Source organism: Gryllotalpicola koreensis, assembly GCF_039538185.1.
Classification (GTDB): domain Bacteria; phylum Actinomycetota; class Actinomycetes; order Actinomycetales; family Microbacteriaceae; genus Gryllotalpicola; species Gryllotalpicola koreensis.
Genome location: NZ_BAABBW010000003.1, coordinates 285,308 through 302,346, shown reverse-complemented (window position 1 = coordinate 302,346; position 17,039 = coordinate 285,308). Strand labels below are relative to the sequence as shown.

At 68.8% G+C, this 17,039-nt stretch carries 12 protein-coding genes and 1 tRNA gene; 7 read left to right on the top strand and 6 right to left on the bottom strand.

From position 1 onward, the window contains the following. Nucleotides 1–110: 110 nt before the first annotated feature. Nucleotides 111–1,133 (bottom strand): type II secretion system F family protein, encoded by a 1,023-nt coding sequence (locus ABD708_RS09945; RefSeq protein ID WP_344753904.1) that lies wholly within the window; start codon nt 1,131–1,133, stop codon nt 111–113. Next, entirely contained in the window at nt 1,130–2,260 is a 1,131-nt protein-coding gene (locus ABD708_RS09940) for a TadA family conjugal transfer-associated ATPase (protein WP_344753902.1), read from the bottom strand. The genes ABD708_RS09945 and ABD708_RS09940 overlap by 4 nt, the downstream gene beginning before the upstream one ends. 350 nt (nt 2,261–2,610) lie before the next feature. On the opposite strand from ABD708_RS09940, the gene acs reads away from it, so the two are divergent. Continuing rightward, nucleotides 2,611–4,584 carry an acetate--CoA ligase gene (acs, locus tag ABD708_RS09935; protein ID WP_344753900.1) on the top strand — a complete coding sequence of 658 codons (1,974 nt, stop codon included), beginning with the start codon at nt 2,611–2,613 and terminating at the stop codon, nt 4,582–4,584. Between the two features lie 163 nt (nt 4,585–4,747). Here acs and ABD708_RS09930 read toward each other — a convergent pair whose 3' ends face one another. Then, a complete protein-coding gene (locus tag ABD708_RS09930) occupies nt 4,748–5,218 on the bottom strand; it encodes a RidA family protein (protein WP_344753898.1) in 471 nt (156 codons plus the stop codon). 3 nt (nt 5,219–5,221) lie between these two features. Continuing rightward, on the bottom strand, nt 5,222–5,380 hold the full coding sequence (sp36, locus tag ABD708_RS09925; protein WP_344753896.1) for a Sp36 family protein: 159 nt from the start codon (nt 5,378–5,380) through the stop codon (nt 5,222–5,224). A gap of 75 nt (nt 5,381–5,455) precedes the next feature. On the opposite strand from sp36, the gene ABD708_RS09920 reads away from it, so the two are divergent. From ABD708_RS09920 to ABD708_RS09905, 4 genes are all read left to right on the top strand, one after another. Further along, the gene (locus ABD708_RS09920; protein WP_344753894.1) at nt 5,456–8,197 is read left to right on the top strand and encodes a transglycosylase domain-containing protein; all 2,742 of its coding nucleotides are present in this window, start codon (nt 5,456–5,458) and stop codon (nt 8,195–8,197) included. Between the two features lie 2 nt (nt 8,198–8,199). Then, the gene (locus ABD708_RS09915) at nt 8,200–9,150 is read left to right on the top strand and encodes a metallophosphoesterase (protein WP_344753892.1); all 951 of its coding nucleotides are present in this window, start codon (nt 8,200–8,202) and stop codon (nt 9,148–9,150) included. 148 nt (nt 9,151–9,298) lie between these two features. Further along, complete coding sequence (locus tag ABD708_RS09910) at nt 9,299–11,632, top strand: transglycosylase domain-containing protein (protein WP_344753890.1); 2,334 nt, start codon at nt 9,299–9,301, stop codon at nt 11,630–11,632. A 55-nt stretch (nt 11,633–11,687) separates the two neighbouring features. Further along, a tRNA-Pro gene (locus ABD708_RS09905) sits at nt 11,688–11,761 on the top strand. 183 nt (nt 11,762–11,944) lie between these two features. Here ABD708_RS09905 and ABD708_RS09900 read toward each other — a convergent pair. After that, nucleotides 11,945–12,847 (bottom strand): DUF559 domain-containing protein, encoded by a 903-nt coding sequence (locus ABD708_RS09900; RefSeq protein WP_344753888.1) that lies wholly within the window; start codon nt 12,845–12,847, stop codon nt 11,945–11,947. 307 nt (nt 12,848–13,154) lie between these two features. Further along, nucleotides 13,155–15,713 carry a helix-turn-helix transcriptional regulator gene (locus ABD708_RS09895; protein WP_344753886.1) on the bottom strand — a complete coding sequence of 853 codons (2,559 nt, stop codon included), beginning with the start codon at nt 15,711–15,713 and terminating at the stop codon, nt 13,155–13,157. Nucleotides 15,714–15,933: 220 nt separating this feature from the next. On the opposite strand from ABD708_RS09895, the gene ABD708_RS09890 reads away from it, so the two are divergent. Next, a complete protein-coding gene (locus ABD708_RS09890) occupies nt 15,934–16,311 on the top strand; it encodes a hypothetical protein (protein WP_344753884.1) in 378 nt (125 codons plus the stop codon). 219 nt (nt 16,312–16,530) lie between these two features. Then, nucleotides 16,531–17,037 carry a hypothetical protein gene (locus tag ABD708_RS09885; RefSeq protein WP_344753882.1) on the top strand — a complete coding sequence of 169 codons (507 nt, stop codon included), beginning with the start codon at nt 16,531–16,533 and terminating at the stop codon, nt 17,035–17,037. Nucleotides 17,038–17,039: the final 2 nt, after the last annotated feature.

Sequence of the window (17,039 nt, the reverse complement as noted above, 5' to 3'; positions counted from 1 at the left end):
CGAGAATCCGCCTGTGGAGGGGAAGCTCCCTCGAGAAAGTCGTGCGGAAATCTGAGCGGAGGCGGTCAGCCCCTTCGCGCCCTGAGCTCCGGTCATGCTTCCTGCTTTCGTCAACTGAAACGGATGCCGGAGCCGGTGAGGAGCGCCACCAGCACCGGCACGACGCCGAGCAGCATGAAAGCGGGCAGCACGCAGACCGCGAGCGGCACGACCAGCCGGACGGCGACGGATGCCGCAGCCGCACGCCCCTCCGCATCGGCGTCCGCCCGGCGACGCTCCGCCTCGGATAGCAGCAGCCCGACCGTCGGCGCGCCGGCACGGGCAGCCAGGTCGAGCACGGCGTCGACGGCGAGCTCGTCCGACTCGAGCGCGGCGCCGGTCAGGAACGGGGCGTGCTCGGCCAGGGCGCTCGCCGCCAGCCGTCGCGCGCGAGCGACCGAGGTGCCCGAGCGCATCGCGACAGCGACGAGCTCAGGCAGCAGTCCGGGAACGAGCTCGTGCGGTTCGGCAGCCGCAAGCAGCCGGCCACTCCAGCGGCGCGAGCCGACCATCAGCGCGATGCCGCCGCCGAGGCACGCCCAACCGACAGGCGTCGCCGCCAGCACGTGCACCGTGTCGAAGCCGAGCAGCGCGCCGAAGCCGAGCGCGATCAGCGGCAGGAGGCCCACGAGCCGCGCCGTCGCCCGCGGTCCGGCGAAGGCGACGCCGAGCTCGCGGTGCAGGGCGGCCGCGCGCCGGATGCCTGTCGCGAAGTTCCCGAGCGCCGCCGCCGGCGGCGCACCCGAGGTCACCGCCACCGACCACGTCGCCGCGAACAGCCCCCACGCGACGGCGCGGTGCCGCTCTGCTCGGGGCAGCAGCGTACGCTCCGCCGCGATCGCCGCGGCGACGTCGCCGGCGCGGGCGGCGGTTGCGGATGCAGCTCCCACGATCTGCGCCCTCGCAAGCGCAGCTCGCTCAGCGTGCGGCGCGCGATGACCCACCGGGTCGTCGCTGCTTTGAGCCGCACGCTCAGCGACCGGCTCTGCGAGGAACCCCCACGCCGCCTCCGGCGTCACGCCCGCGGCGAGCAGCACCGCGAGGCGCTGCGCCACCGCGGCAACCTCGTCGAGGGCATCGGCGACGCCGCTCATCGCTCCTCCACGCGCAGACGGCCTGAGGCATCCGTCACCAGTTCGCCCATCGCGGCGATCGCGCGCCGCCCGCCGGGCCGCGCCACGTGCACGACCAGGTCGATCGCGCTCGCAGCCTGCGGTGCGACGGCGTCGGGCGAGAGCCCGGCGAGCGCGCCGAGCGCCTCGATGCGGGCGGGCACGTCAGCGAGCGAGTTCGCGTGCAGCGTTCCAGCTCCGCCGTCATGGCCGGTGTTGAGCGCGGAGAACAGCTCGCGGATCTCAGCCCCGCGGCACTCCCCCACGACGAGCCGGTCGGGCCGCATGCGCAGCGCCTCGCGCACGAGCCGGGCGAGCGCGATCTCGCCGACGCCCTCGAGGTTCGCCTGCCGCGACTCGAGCGAGACGACGTGCGGATGCTTCACCTGCAGTTCGGCGAGGTCCTCGACGATCACGATGCGCTCGTCCGGCGGGGCGAGCGCCAGCAGCGCCGCGAGCAGCGTGGTCTTCCCCGACCCGGTCGCGCCCGTGATCAGCAGGTTCTTGCGCCCCGCCACCGCGGTCGCGAGCGCGTCGCGCTGCACCGCCGTCGCCATGCCGCCCGCCGCCAGCTCGTCGAGCGAGAGGCCGGCGGCACGTGGCACCCGGATCGAGATCGTCGCGCCGCCCACCGAGACGGGCGGCAGCACGGCGTGGATACGGACGCCGCTGCCGAGCCGCACATCGCCGAGCGGGGACGCCACATCGAGGTGCCGCCCGCCGAGTGCGATCAGCCGCACGGCGAGCGCCTGCACCTCGGCTTCGGGCAGCGGCCGCGCCGCGTCTCGGCGCAGGCCGGCACCTTCGTCGAGCCAGACCTCGCCCCCGGGCGCGACGAGCACGTCCGTCACGGCGGGCAGCGCGACATACGGTGCGAGTGATCCGAACGCGTCGACGAGGGCGGGCGCGAGCGCGGCATACGAAGGCCCAGGGGACTTCGATGGCGGCGGCGGCCCGACTGCTCCCCCGGCCCCGCTCCGCGCCTGTCTCGATGCCGGAGGCGTCACGGTCGGGCCGCCGCGTGACCGCGTCCCACCACGTCGCGGCACGAACGGCGCCGTCGGGGCGCCGGCGGGTGGGGCCGGATGGTCGGCAGAACGATCGGTCACGCGAGCACGCTACGAAAACCCGCAAGCGCGGCGCGGACCCGCCGACTCTGAACGGGGGATCAGGCATCCGTCGCTCGTCCTGTGTACGGGAAGAACTCTGACGCCGCCTTAAACAAAAGGGGGCGGCACCAATTGGGGGGAACTGGTGCCGCCACAGCGACGCGATAGTTGGGGGGAACCACGCACGCCGCGAGCTCGTTGACCGAGCCGAGATTCAGTGTACGCGATAGCGCACAAGGTGCAACATATTCAATCGTCGAGGTTCGGGGGCCCCGTAGCATAGGGTCGGATCAGCCGCGATGGCCCCGCCTCGAAGCCCACATCCCTGTCTCGCAAAGGAGCGAAATCGCATGGTCGATACGATCGACAATCTGCTGCATGAGTCCCGGCGTTTTCCGCCGAGTGAGGACTTCGCGGCGAATGCCATCGCGACCCCTGACCTGTATGAGCGGGCCGCGGCGGATCGGCTGGGTTTCTGGGCGGAGCAGTCCAGGGGGCTGCTGCACTGGTCGAAGCCGTTCACTCGGGTGCTGGACTGGTCGAATCCGCCGTTCGCGAAGTGGTTCGACGACGGCGAGCTGAACGTCGCCTTCAACTGCCTGGACCGGCACGTGCTGGCCGGCAACGGCGACCGCGTCGCCCTGTACTGGGAGGGCGAGCCCGGCGATTCCCGCGCCGTCACCTATGCCGAGTTGACAGCAGAGGTGAAGAAGGCGGCGAACCTGCTGACCTCCCTCGGTATCCGCGAGGGCGACCGCGTCGCGATCTACCTGCCGATGATCCCCGAGGCTGTCGTCGCGATGCTCGCCGTGGCGCGCATCGGCGCGGTGCACTCGGTCGTCTTCGGCGGATTCTCGGCCGAGAGCCTGCGCGCCCGCATCGACGACGCCCAGGCGAAGCTCGTGATCACCGCGGACGGCGGCTGGCGCAAGGGCAAGGTCGCCCCGCTGAAGCCCGCGGTCGACGAGGCGCTCGCGATCGATCACGGCGACGGGCCCGCCACGAGCGTCGAGCATGTGCTCGTCGTCAAGCGCGGCGAGAACACCGTCGACTGGCATCCCGAGCGCGACCTGTGGTGGCACGAGGAGATCGCCCAGGTGAGCGACGAGCACACCGCGAAGCCGTTCCCGGCCGAGCATCCCCTGTTCATCCTCTACACGAGCGGCACGACCGGGAAGCCGAAGGGCATCCTGCACACCTCCGGCGGCTACCTCACCCAGGCCGCCTACACGCACAAGAACGTCTTCGACCTGCACCCCGAGTCCGACGTGTACTGGTCCACCGCCGACATCGGCTGGATCACCGGCCACAGCTACGTCGTCTACGGGCCGCTCGCCAACGGGGCCACCGAGGTGATCTACGAGGGCACCCCCGAGTCCCCCGAGCCGGGTCGCTGGTGGGACATCATCGAGAAGTACAAGGTCACCCTCTTCTACGCCGCCCCGACCGCGATCCGCGGCTTCATGAAGCAGGGCCGCCAGATCCCTCAGGCGCGCGACCTCTCGAGCCTCAGGCTCCTCGGTTCAGTCGGCGAGCCGATCAACCCCGAGGCGTGGATCTGGTACCGCGAGATCATCGGCAACGACACCACTCCCATCGTCGACACCTGGTGGCAGACCGAGACCGGCGCCATCATGGTCTCCGCACTGCCCGGCATCACCACCCTCAAGCCCGGCAGCGCGCAGGTCCCGCTTCCCGGCATCTCGGTGGACGTGGTGACGGATGCCGGCGAGTCCGTCGGCCCCGACGAGGGCGGCCTCCTCGTCATCACCGAACCGTGGCCCTCGATGGCACGCGGCATCTGGGGCGACCCCGACCGGTTCATCGCCACCTACTGGGAGATGTTCGCCGACAAGGGCTTCTACTTCGCCGGCGACGGCGCCCGCAAAGACAAAGACGGCGAGCTCTGGCTGCTCGGCCGCGTCGACGACGTCATGAACGTCTCCGGCCACCGCCTCTCGACGGCCGAGATCGAATCCGCGCTCGTCGCCCACCCCCTCACCGCCGAAGCCGCCGTCGTCGGGGCATCCGATGAGACCACCGGTCAGGCCGTCGTCGCGTTCGTAATCATCAAGGACTCCCAAGCCGCCAACGTCGGAACCCCCGACGAGGTCGCCGCCGAGCTGCGCACCTTCGTCGCCCAGCAGATCGGCCCCATCGCCCGCCCCCGCCAGGTCTTCATCGTCAACGAGCTCCCCAAGACCCGCTCGGGCAAGATCATGCGCCGCCTCCTCCGCGACGTCGCAGAAGGCCGCGAGGTCGGCGACACCACCACCCTCGCCGACACGGCGGTGATGCAGGTCATCGCCAAGGCGGTCAAGTAGCGTCTGGCGCCGTCCGGGCTGCGCTCGCGAGGGCGCAGCCCGGGCGGTGTGCCCGATCGGCGCGATTGTGCCCGCAGCAACGGATGCGGTTGCGCCGAACGGGCGCAGCAGCGCGCCCAATGGGCACAACAGTGCACGCCGAACGGGCGGCGCGCCAGCCGGGCTACGCGAACTCCAGCACCAGCTCGACCTCGACAGGGGAGTCCAGCGGCAGCACCGCGACGCCGACGGCTGAACGCGCATGCGCGCCGATCTCGGGCCCGAACACCTCGCCGAGCAGCTCCGAGGCGCCGTTGATGACGCCCGGCTGGCCGGTGAAGGAGGGGTCGGATGCCACGAACCCGACCACCTTCACCACGCGGGTCACCCGATCGAGAGACCCCAGCACCGAGCGGGCCGCCGCCAACGCGTTGATCGCGGCCACCCGCGCATACCCCTTCGCGTCGGCGGCCGGAACGAGGCCGTGGCCGTCGCCGACCTTCCCTTCCGCGGGAAGCGACCCCGAGATGAAGGGCAGCTGCCCGGCGGTGTACACGTACGAGCCCGACACGAGGGCCGGCACGTAGGCGCCGGCGGGTGCGGGAACGTCGGGCAGAACGATGCCCAGCGAGGCGAGCGTCGATTCGGCAGGCATCCGTCAGTCCTCCACAACGGGCCGCTTGAAGAAGGCGATCATGCCGCCCTCTGCGCCGGTGACGACCTGAACGAGTTCCCAGCCCTCCGAGCCCCAGTTGTTAAGGATCGCGGTCTCGCGGTGCAGAAGAAGGGGGGTGGTGACGTACTCCCAGCGGGGCAATTGATCTCCTCAGAATCCGTTGCGAGGGCGCAGGGGCAAGCGGGTTGCCAGCAAGTCGCCTGTAACCTGCATCCTATGTCTGCCCGAAAAATCACTGCCAGAGGTGTGCTCGGCGGGCTGCTCGGCTTCGTCGCGATGAGCGCCGTGGCCGGTCTGCTCGTCGCCGCAGCGGTCACCCCCGCCGTCGCAGTGACCGGCATGGCCGCGAACAACAGCATCGGCGTGTTCCAGGGCCTGCCCGAGTACCTCAAGATCGACCCGCTCGCGACGCGCTCGACGATGTACGCGAACCAGGGCAACAAGCCCGTGCCGATCGCGACCTTCTACTCGCAGAACCGCGTCGTCGACACCTGGGATCAGATCAACCAGGTCACCAAAGACGCAGCGGTCAGCACTGAGGACCCGCGCTTCTACTCCCACGGCGCCATCGACGTGCAGGGCACCATGCGCGCGCTCGTGAACGACCTGCTCAACAAGAGCGGTGAGACCCAGGGCGGTTCGTCGATCACCCAGCAGTACGTGAAGAACGTGCGCCTGCAGACCTGCGAGAAGTACAACGTGCTGGTCGAGGCGACCGGCAGCGCCGACGACCAGAAAAAGGCGCAGGCTGCGATGACGCAGAAGTACCAGGACTGCTACAACAGCTACACCGACGCGAGCGGCCTCGACGGCATCTCGCGCAAGGTGCAGGAGATGAAGCTCGCCATCGGCGTCGAGAAGAAGTACAACAAGCAGCAGATCCTGCTCGGGTACCTCAACATCGCGGGCTTCGGCGGCCAGGTCTACGGCATCGAGTCGGCCGCTCGCTACTACTTCAACACGACGGCGGCGAAGCTCAATCTGCAGCAGGCGGCGACGCTCATCGCGATCGTCAACAACCCGAACAACCTGCGCATCGACCTGCCGAACAGCAAGGTCAACGGCAAGGCGAACGGCTACAAGATGACGCTCGACCGCCGCAACTACGTGCTGCGCTCGATGCTGAAGGCGAAGACCATCACGCAGCAGCAGTACGACGCCACGGTGAAGACGCCCATCCAGCCGGCGATCACGCAGCAGCCCTCCGGCTGCGCGCAGGCGGCCGGCCAGGACGCTGCGTTCTACTGCCAGGCCGTCATCGACGAGATGCGGTCCAACCCGGTGTTCGGCAAGACCCAGGCCGACCGCGATGCGCTGCTCAACCACGGCGGCCTCAGCATCTACACGCCGCTGAACCTCGACCTGCAGAACCAGGCGCAGCAGGCGCTCAGCAGCTACATCGCCCCGACCAACCCGAACTTCGACCAGGGAGCCGCGGACGTGTCGGTCGAGCTCAACACGGGCCGCGTCGTGCTGGCGGTGCAAAATCGGCCGTTCAACACGACGAACACCCACCAGGATGATTCCACCCAGATCGCCTACCCCTTCGACTACCAGCACGGCGGCTCTGGCGGATTCCAGACCGGTTCGACCTACAAGGCGTTCAGCCTCGTCGAATGGCTGAAGACCGGCCACGCGCTCAACGACGTCGTGAACGCGCCCGTCACCTTCTCCAACATTCCGCAGTCGAAGTTCCACAGTTCGTGCGACAGCTTCGCGGGCACCTGGAAGCTCTACAACGACGCGCGCGGCGAGGGCGGCCCGATGACGGTCATGAAAGCTACCGCCCAGTCGATCAACACCGCGTTCGCGGTGATGGGCGAGCAGTTCGATCTGTGCCAGCTGCGCAACGACGCCAAGGCGCTCGGAGTGAAGCCGGCGTACCCCTACAAGCAGACGTACAACGCTCAGGGCCAGCTGGTGGACGTCACGGATGCGAGCGGCAAAAAGGTCCCGTCCGAGCTCGACGACCAGCCCTCCTCGATCCTCGGCACGAACAACATCGCGCCCGTGGACATGGCAGTCGCGTACGCGGGCATCGCGAACGGCGGCAAGACGTGCTCCCCCGTCTACATCGACAAGGTGACGGATGCCTCGGGCAAGAGCCTTCCCGTGCCGCAGACCACCTGCACGCAGGCCATCGACCCGAAGATCGCGGCCGGCGTCACCTACGCCCTGGCGAACGGCCCGCTGAACGCGGGTGGCACGGCGCCGCTGGCGAACCCGCATGATGGCGTCCCCCTCATGGGCAAGACCGGAACGGCAAACGGCCCCGATGGCGAAAAGGGCGTCCAGAACTGGCTGGTCACCTCGACGACGAAGGTCGCCAATGCGATCTGGGTCGGCAACGTGAACGGGCACTATGCATTCCAGAACCTCACGTACAACGGCTTCGCTGGGCCTTTCGCCGGTCGCAACGTGAAGTTCCCGATCGCCAAGTCGATCATCGCGAACCTCAACGCGACCTACCACGGCGACGCGTTCCCCACGCCCGACGCGCTCTCGGTGAACGGCCCGCAGGTGGGCATCCCCGACCTGACCGGCAAGACCCCGCAGGAGGCGCAGTCGGTGCTCCAGGGCCTGGGCTTCGTCTATCAGGACGGCGGCCCACAGGCATCCGATCAGGCCGCCGGCACGGTCGCGAGCACGAACCCGCCCATGGGCACGACCGTGAGCAAGGGCTCTGCGGTGACGGTGTACACCTCTGACGGCAGCCAGGTGAAGGTGCCCGATGTGACAGGCAAGAAGCTGTCGGAGGCAGTCACGACGCTCATGGCCGCGGGGCTGAAACCACAGATCCCGGGCGGAGTCAGCGACCCGAACGCCACGGTCACCGCGACCGATCCAGGGGCGAACACCGCGGTGGCCAAGGGCAGCACCGTGAAGCTGACCGTGAAGAGCGACAGCAAGTCGGGAGGTGGCGGCCCGGGCGGGGGCGGCGGCGGGAAGAAGCCGTAGCCGTGGCCAGAGGCCCTCTGCGCACCCTCGGCGCCGCCGCGCTCGCGGTCGGCGCCGTCGGTGCTGCGACCCTCGCCTACGCCTCGCTGATCGAGCGGAAGCAGTTCACGCTGAGGCGGTTCACCGTGCCGGTGCTTCCGGCGGGGGCCGAGCCGATCCGGGTGCTGCACATCTCCGACCTCCACATGGCCGCGTGGCAGCGCGAGAAGCAGGTGTGGGTGTCGCAACTCGCGCGGCTGAAGCCCGACCTGATCGTCGACACGGGCGACAATCTCGGGCACGAGGACGGGCTGATCGGCATCCGTGCCGCCCTCGAGCCGTTCCGCGGCGTGCCAGGCGTGTACGTGTGGGGGTCGAACGACTACTTCGGGCCGCGGCCGCGGAACCCGCTGAAGTACTTCACCGGACCGAGCCGCTTGCACCACAAGCCGACCGAGCTCGACCTCGGCGCGCTCAAGACGTACCTCGACGGGCTCGGCTTCACCGACCTGAACAACTCGGCGACAGCGCTCGAGATCAAGGGCACGCGCTTCGAGTTCGTCGGCGTCGACGACCCGCACCGCCGCTTCGACGACCTGGACAAGGCGACGGATGCCGTGGCAAAGCTCCCGACCGTTGAGCGCCCGGCCGTCGTCCGCGTCGGCGTCGCCCATGCGCCGTACCAGCGCGTGCTCAATGCGTTCGTCGACCAGGGCGCTCGCCTGATCTTCGCCGGCCACACGCACGGCGGCCAGGTGTGCGTGCCGGTCTACGGTGCGCTGGTGACCAACTGCGACATCCCGCGCAAACAGGTGAAGGGCCTCAGCATGTGGCGTCATCGGCTGCGCTCGGCATACCTGCACGTGAGCGCCGGGCTCGGCACCTCGATCTACGCACCGGTGCGCTTCGCGTGCCGCCCCGAGGCGACGCTTCTGACGCTGGTGCCCCAGGGGCAGGCATCCGTTCGCCCTTGAGGTAACGCATGCGCAACGTTCAGGTGGCGCCCCGCGGCCCTCTAGGGAGTCTTTGATTCGCCCGAGTTAGCCTGAATCGATGTCACTGTCTGGGTCGGAAACAGGTCGACGCGCGCGGCTCGCCAAAGCCATCGGCTCATTCCTCGGAATGAGCGTGATCGCCGGCGTGCTCGTCGGCGTGCTCGTGGCTCCGGCCGCGATCGCCGGCACGACGGTGACGAAGTCGGGCATCGAGTCGTTCAACGCCCTGCCTGACTACCTCAAGATCGACCCGCCCGATCAGTACACGACCTTCTACGCGACGCAGGGCGGCCAGCCGGTCAAGATCGCGCAGTTCTACTACCAGAACCGCATCGACGTTCCGTGGGATCAGGTCTCGCAGTCCGTGAAGGACGCGGCGGTCGCCACCGAGGACCCGCGCTTCTACACGGAGGGCGGCGTCGACGTGCTCGGCATCCTGCGCGGTGCGGCGAGCACGGTGTCGGGCGGCGGAACGCAGGGCGGCTCGTCGATCACGCAGCAGTACGTGAAGAACGTGCTGGTGCAGCGCTGCGAGGCCGACTACCCGGTCGACGCGAACGCGACGTCGAAGGTGCGCACGGCGCAGCAGACCAAGCTGAACCAGTGCTATCAGGATGCCGCGGGCATCTCGATCCCCCGCAAGATCCAGGAGATCCGCTACGCGACGGGCGTCTCGAAGCAGTACTCGAAGCAGCAGATCCTGCTCGGGTACCTGAACCTCGTCGGCTTCGGCGGCCAGGTCTACGGCGTCGAGGCGGCGGCGCGCTACTACTTCAACACCACGGCCGCGAAGCTCGACCTGAACCAGTCGGCGACGCTCGTCGCGATCCTCAACAATCCGGCGAATCTACGCATCGACCAGAGCAAGAAGCAGAACCCGGGCAGCAACCCTGAAAACGGGTTCAAGGCCACCAAGGACCGGCGCGACTATGTTCTCGACCGCATGGTCAAGAACGGCAAGATCTCGCAGAAGGAAGCCGACGACACGAAGAAGCAGCCGATCAAGCCGACGATCACGCCGACGCCGACCGGCTGCACCTCTGCGCAGGAGCACGACGCGGGATTCTTCTGCGACTACGTACAGGACGTCATATTGAATGACCCGACCTTCGGCAAGACCGCCGCCGACCGCGAACGGTTCTTCCGCCAGGGCGGCATCAACGTCTACACGACGCTGAACCTCGACCTGCAGAACACCGCGCAGCAGGCAATGGACGCCTACGTGCCGCACTCCGATCCGGCGTTCAAGCTCGGCGCGGCGCAGACCTCAATGGAGGTGGGCACCGGCCGCGTCGTCACCATGGTCCAGAACAAGACGTACACAGCCGGCGCGACGAGCGACCCCGGCGCGACATCAGTCAATTACTCCACGCCCGTCCAGTATGGTGGGTCGAGCGGATTCCAGATGGGGTCGAGCTTCAAGCCGTTCGTCCTCGCCAACTGGCTCGAGAACGGACACACGCTCTCCGAAGGCATCAACGGCTCAAGCACCTGGTTCAACGATGCCCAGTTCCACACGAAGTGCGGCTCTGACGAGCCGTACGGCAGCGCGAGCAACAGGTGGCAGATCTACAACGACGCCAGCTGGGAGAACGGGTACCACTCGGTGCTGAGCGGCACGACCGAGTCGATCAACACGATCTACATGGGCATGGCCGAGAAGCTCAACCTCTGCGACGTGCACAAGCTTGCGCAGAAGATGGGCGTCGACAGCGCGAACCCGACCAAGTTGCCGTGGCAGACGGTGCCGTCGAGCGCGATCGGTTCGGCCAACCAGGTGTCGCCGCTGCAGGTGGCGCAGGCCTATGCCGCCTTCGCGAACAACGGCATCAGCTGCACTCCGGTCGTGATCGACAAGATCACCCGCACGGACTCGAATAAGAGCATCGCGGTGCCGAAGACGCAGTGCCAACAGGCGATTCCGGCAGATGTCGCGGCGACCGTTCTCTACGCGCTGCAGACCGTGATGAAGGGCGGCGGTACCGGCGTGGCCGCCAACCCGTACGACGGCATCCCTCTCGCAGGCAAGACCGGTACCGCAGGCGCGAAGGGCAACGCCGGCACGGAGAACTGGATCGCGACGACGACCTCGAAGGTCGCCCAGGTGACCTGGGTCGGAGACATCGACCAAAACTTCGGTCTGCGCAACACGACGTTCACGAACACGCAGACCGGGCGGGTCGTCGTCGGCAGCGACGCCAAGCTGTACATCGCCAAGCCCGTCATCGCTGCGCTCAACGCGACGTATGGCGGGGATGCCTTCCCCACCGCCCCCACGAGCATGATCTACGGCAAGCACTACTACAGCGCACCGCCGGTGGCGCCAACCACCCCGGCCACGACGGAGCCGACCCAGCCCACGCAACCCACGCAGCCGACTCAGCCCACATCACCGGCGCAGCAACAGACCCAGCAGCCGACTCAGCCAACGCTGCCCGTCACACCCCCGGCCGGCGGCTGATCGGATTCGTCCCCCGCGACCGAATCGGCTAGACTGGCTGAGGCTTTCGGGCCATCGGGGTGTGGCGCAGTTTGGTAGCGCGCTTCGTTCGGGACGAAGAGGTCGTGGGTTCAAATCCCGCTACCCCGACTCATGGAAATTGCATAACGCAACGGAAGAAGCCCCTCCTCGCGAGGGGCTTCTTCCGTTTTCTGCACTACCCCGCCTGGTTGGTTGGTCGCGAACGGCCCTCTGCGTGGTCGCAAATGGCCTGCTCCTCGAGAGGAAGCGGACCAATTGCGACCACTGAGCCCCGGCCCGGTGCATCGGAGCTCAGCGGCCAGGCGTCCAGCCACGTGCGGAAAGCGCGCGAGCGACCATCTGGCTGATCTCGGAGGGGCGGTGGTGCTTCTTGATCCGCACGATCGTCCACCCGAGTGCCGACAGCTCGTTGAACCGATCGACGTCGATGATCGACTGCTTCGGTTTGTCGTGCGGCTCACCCTCGTATTCGATGAGCACCTTGAAACGCCAGTAGACGAAGTCGCCGATGGCGACTCGCCTTCCGAGCTCGTCGAAGATGTCGGCGTTGAGCTCCGGCTCGGGGAATCCGCTGCGCAACAGAATCAATCGCACCCAACTCTCGCGAGGTGACCACACCCGCAGCCGCAATTGCGGCAGAGCGACGCGGAGCCTGACGGATTCCTTCCGGTCGCCATAATCCTTCACCGCACTCGCGAGGCGCTCGGGGCTGCACAGAGGCGGGCGCCGGAAGTCCGACAGCAGCGCGTCGCCCGCCTGGATCAACTCGTCGACGGTGAGGAACGGCGCAAGCTCACACCAGGTCTCGGCGGGATCGTGAACCCGGAGGTCGCCGATCGTGACGATCGTGCCGAAGCTGGTGCTGTGGCCACGCACATTGCGCCCGCGCGGTGCACGATGCCCTGCCGGAGCAGAGACATGCACCACATCGCGGATCTCGAAGCGCAACGGCAGGGGCAAGCCGTGGAGAATCGCCGCCGTGAAATGGCTGAACCAATGGTCGGCACGCATCTTGGTGGCGTATGCCTCACAGCGGCGGCCCACCGCGACGCGCAGTTCCTTGACCTGGGTGTACCCGTGAGGCATCCGTACTCCGTGCATCGGCGACTCAAGATCGGAACGTCGGGTGCGTGAGCGGCTGACATCGCGCGCAAGCGCGTCGGCGTATGCGAAGGGGCGGCCCTCGAGCGCCATCGGCAACGGCTTCTTCGGCTGTGGCATCGGCCCAGGATGCGGGAACGGAGGATGCCGTCGTTCGCGCAATGGGCCCGAAGTGGCAGAGATGAGGTGACGTGCCGCCTGTGTAGGCGAAGATCCCCGCAATCCGCGCCAGTCGGAGCCGCGGCGTGGTCCTTCTCGGGCTGGTCCTGGTCGCGGCGGGCCGCCTCTCTGGTCGCGATTGCACCCCTGCGTCGTCGCGAATGCACCCCTTTTCACGCGGGAGGGGGCCATTTCCGACCAAGCAGCAGGCCGTGGCGGATGCCGGCGCCCGCGCCGCGACTCACCCGAGCTCCCCCGGCAGCGGCGCCGAGCCGAGCCCCCACCCGGCGGCGACGTCCGCGGCCTGCTTCCGCGACTGCACCCCGAGCTTCCGATAGATGTTCTTCACGTGCGTCTTCACGGTGTTGGGGCTCACGAAGAGTGCCTCGGCGATGTCGCCGAGCGGCATCGAGGTCATCAGATACTGCAGAATCCGCCGCTCCTTGTCCGAGAGCTCGGGCGGGACATCGGCGCGCGGTTGCCTGACCCCATCGGGGTCCGCCTTCAGCGTGCGCTCCAGCAGCCGCGGTGCGCGCTCCAGACTGCGGCGGTGCAGGACAGAGATCATCCGCGTCGACGCCGGGTCGAGGTTGATCCTGATGCCCAGATCGTCAGCGAGCCCGAGGGCCGCGAGGTACGCGTCTTCGGCGGCATTCGTCAGCCCGAGCGCCTCGAAGGCGAACGACCGGGCGAGGAAGACGCCGATGAGGGGCAGCTTCGAGTGCCGGCGCTCGATCTCGACGCACTCCGCCGTCGTCTGCAGCGCTGCTCGCGGGTCCCCGACGACGATCTGGGCGAAGGCCCTGACCGCATGCAGGCACGAGGCGTGGTCGGCGCTCGGCGGAATGCTCGCGGTCAGCGCCAGCGCGGCCCCGGGCTGCCCGGAGGAGGTCAGCGCGAGGCCGAGCACCGAGATCATCCATTCCCTGATCGCCGGATGGTCGCGCTCGGCGTCGAGCGAGTCGACGGCACGGCGGCACAGCGTCGCCGCCTCCATCGCGAAGCCCTTGCGCAGCAGCGCCTGAGCGCGCAGCGCGGTGAGGATGCGGTCCCACTCGCGCGTGTCGCGGTCCTGCGCCCCAGCGGCGGGATGCGTCTGCGGCAGTGTGTCGAGCAGCTCGTCATGGCCTTGCAGGTTCCAGATCACGCCCTGGCACCAGGCCGCGATGCGATCCAGCCGGCCGTGCAGAGCGGCATGGCCGGCGGCGACGGATGCCGCATCGTCGAGCGCCTCCTGCGCGGCGGTCAGCTCACCGCTGAGCGTGAATCCCAGCGCGCGGCCGATATGGGCTCGATACGTGTTGATGGTCTGTTCCGCGGATTCCGGCAGGGCGAGCACCTCGTCATACAGCTCGCTCGACTCGGTCAGCGCGCCGCGGTAGACGGCGGTGCGCGCGGCCGAGAGCAGGAACGTCGTGTAGATGTGGCCGAGGTGTTCCGGCGCGCCGAGCGGCGCGCGCTCGAGATCTGCGAACGCCTCGGCGACGACCGCTGCGGCGCCCGGGGTGTCGCGGCGGTCCAAGCACGACATGGACTGCGCCGTGCGAACGGTCAGCCGGCCCGGCAGATCGAGACGCGAGATCTCCTCGGTGGTGGCGCGCCTGAGCCTGATCTCGATGGGTCCACGCGTCGGACGCCCCTCAGCGCCGAGGCGGATCAGCCAGGCGGCCGCCGTGAGCTCGAGGTCGGCGAGGATGTCCGCCGCCGACAGCTGCTGAAGCATCCCCGCCGCCTTGCGCACGTCAAGCGGCGGAGCGCTCCAGCGCTGCCGGAACAGCGCCATCGCCGCCTGTTCGTCGGGAATCGCGAGGTACTGCGCGATCGCCTGGGCAGGGTCGTCGCCCTGCAGAGCGATGCCTGCGGCGGCGCGGTGCAGCCGCGCACGGTGAGTGAGGTAGTGGCCGATGAGGATCGAGCGCACGACCTCGCGCAGGCTCTCGGGCAGGGCGTACGACACGGTCGTCCCGCTGCCCATCCGCGAGATCAGGCCCCGCTGTGCGAGCACGACGAACGCGTCGGGCAGCCCCCGATACTCCCCGAGTGACTGCTCGCGCACGACCGGAAGAAGGGTGAGGATCGTCAGCAGATCGCACGCGTGGTCAGGTGCGACCCGCTGCACGAAGCCGGCGGTCGCCCGGGCGCGCGCCAGCTCCAGCATCTCGACGGCGCTGAGGCCCGGGTTCTCGCTGACGCTCGCGAGATAGGCGGCGGCGAGCGCGAGGTCGCCCGCGTGGCCGGCGAGGTCCTGCGCAATCTGCTCGGTCACGGTGACGCCCAGGGCCGCGAATTCCTCGCGCAGCGCCTCCGCCGGCAGATGGAGGTCCCCGAGCTCGATGTCGGCGCGGCCTTCGGTGAAGATCATGCGGTCGGCATCCGTGATCACAATCGCCTGCGCGCGCGGATGGCGCGCTATCTGCGTGCGCAGGGCGTCGAGGTCTGCCGTGCTGAGCCTCACCGAGCCCAGATCGAGGACGAGGAGCCGGGATGCCCCATGCGCGGCCTCGCCTGCGAGGAAGCTCTCCAGCGGCCGAGCCGACGATGCGGCCGCAGAGCCACCGTCGGCGGGGACGAGCCAGGTCGGCCGGCGTGACAGCTGACGCCCGCGCAACCATGCGGCGACCGCGCTGCGCTTTCCGCTGTATGACGGCGCGCGCACCCAGATGACGGCCTGCGCGGCGGCGAGCGCGCTCAGGCGGGTCTCGAGGGTGCGGTGGCGAAGCGCGCGCCGCGGCGTCTCCGGCGCCTGACGTACGACGAAGTCACCGACGAGCTTCTGCTCGCCCGGGCGAGGCTCTGCCACGCCGATATCACCTCCCGCGACTTCCCCCAGACACGATCCTGTCAAGACGCTGAGGAAAACGAAACGACGCCCGCATACGAGGCACGCATGCGGCGATCCATCGGGTGAATCTGCGCGTGGAAAGGGTGAAACGATCGTCGATCGGCCTCGCCGCGCTCGCGAGGTGCTTACGGTCGCCTCGCGCCGCAGGACGAGGAGCTTGAGAATGACGGATCGAGCAATGAGCGAGAACACGCGCCGCCAGCTGCGGGCGCTCGACGCGCCCTCGCGGCCGATGCGGACCGTCGCCGACGAGCTGAACGCGCTGCGCGACGAGATCCACCGGCTTCGCTTCGTGACCACGGTCCTCAGTGAGGCCGTCGCGTTCTTCGCCGGGGTGTCTCCCGAACCGCCGCGGCTGATGGAGTTCCTGCGCATCCAGGTGCGCGAGGGCCGCGATCTCGAGTTCGTCTGCGATGTGCTGCGCACGGGCGGCATCGAGGCGGAACCTGCGGCGTACCGCGACTGGGACGGCTTCAGTCGCGCCCACGAGCTGATCGCGAGCCCACCGCCCCCTCCCCTGGTGCAGCGCAGCAGGCATCCGCGCCCCTTCTCCTAACCCTTCTGGACCCCTGTTTGCGGGGACCGCGACCACCCACCGGGGTGAGCCGTCGCAGCGGAGAGGTGATTATGCGTTGCCGCGGCCGACGCCGGGGCGGCCCGCCGATAGCGTCGGGGTCGTGGTTACGCCTCAGTCGGGTTGACCTCTGGCGGCCTGCGTACGGAATTCGGGTTCCAGCAGGCCGCCCCTTTTACTCTCAGTCACGTAGGTGGAGGCGTGAATCGCGACGGTGAGATGACGGATGCCGCAGCCGCGGCCGGCACGCCCACGAAGTCTCCGACCGCCGCGCCCCAGCCGAAGAGCGATCAGCCGCTCGCCGGGTTGCTCGTCGCCGCGGGCTGGCCGTCGCAGATCACCGATGTCGTCGTCCCGCACCGCGCAGCCCAGCGCGACAGCCTGCGCCGGTTCCTGCACTCTGACTCCCTCGAGCTCGCCCCGTGCGGCTTCGGCATCTGGCTGTGCGCCGCCGCTGGGGCCGGCGAGAACAAGCGCAACTTCGTGGCCGGTCCGCTCGCCAAGCTGATGCAGTCCGCGTTCCACGGCGAGGTGCACGGGCCGGCGGTCTTCCTCGGCGGACCGCGGAAAGGATCCGGCCAGCTCACGGCGCTCAACGACGCGCAGCGCGCGCTGATCCACCGCGCCTACACGATGGTGGTCACCCAGCACATGGAGCGCGCGGAGGACGACCTCGCGTTCCGGGCGCGGCTCGACGCGGACGGCTGAGA

What these genes read in the sequence shown, in the direction of transcription:
- ABD708_RS09945 (WP_344753904.1), bottom strand. Translation starts at nt 1,133, where the DNA reads ATGAGCGGCGTCGCCGATGCCCTCGACGAGGTTGCCGCGGTGGCGCAG.
- ABD708_RS09930 (WP_344753898.1), bottom strand. Translation starts at nt 5,218, where the DNA reads ATGCCTGCCGAATCGACGCTCGCCTCGCTGGGCATCGTTCTGCCCGAC.
- ABD708_RS09920 (WP_344753894.1), top strand. Translation starts at nt 5,456, where the DNA reads ATGTCTGCCCGAAAAATCACTGCCAGAGGTGTGCTCGGCGGGCTGCTC.
- ABD708_RS09900 (WP_344753888.1), bottom strand. Translation starts at nt 12,847, where the DNA reads ATGGCGCTCGAGGGCCGCCCCTTCGCATACGCCGACGCGCTTGCGCGC.
- ABD708_RS09890 (WP_344753884.1), top strand. Translation starts at nt 15,934, where the DNA reads ATGAGCGAGAACACGCGCCGCCAGCTGCGGGCGCTCGACGCGCCCTCG.
- ABD708_RS09910 (WP_344753890.1), top strand. Translation starts at nt 9,299, where the DNA reads ATGAGCGTGATCGCCGGCGTGCTCGTCGGCGTGCTCGTGGCTCCGGCC.
- acs (WP_344753900.1), top strand. Translation starts at nt 2,611, where the DNA reads ATGGTCGATACGATCGACAATCTGCTGCATGAGTCCCGGCGTTTTCCG.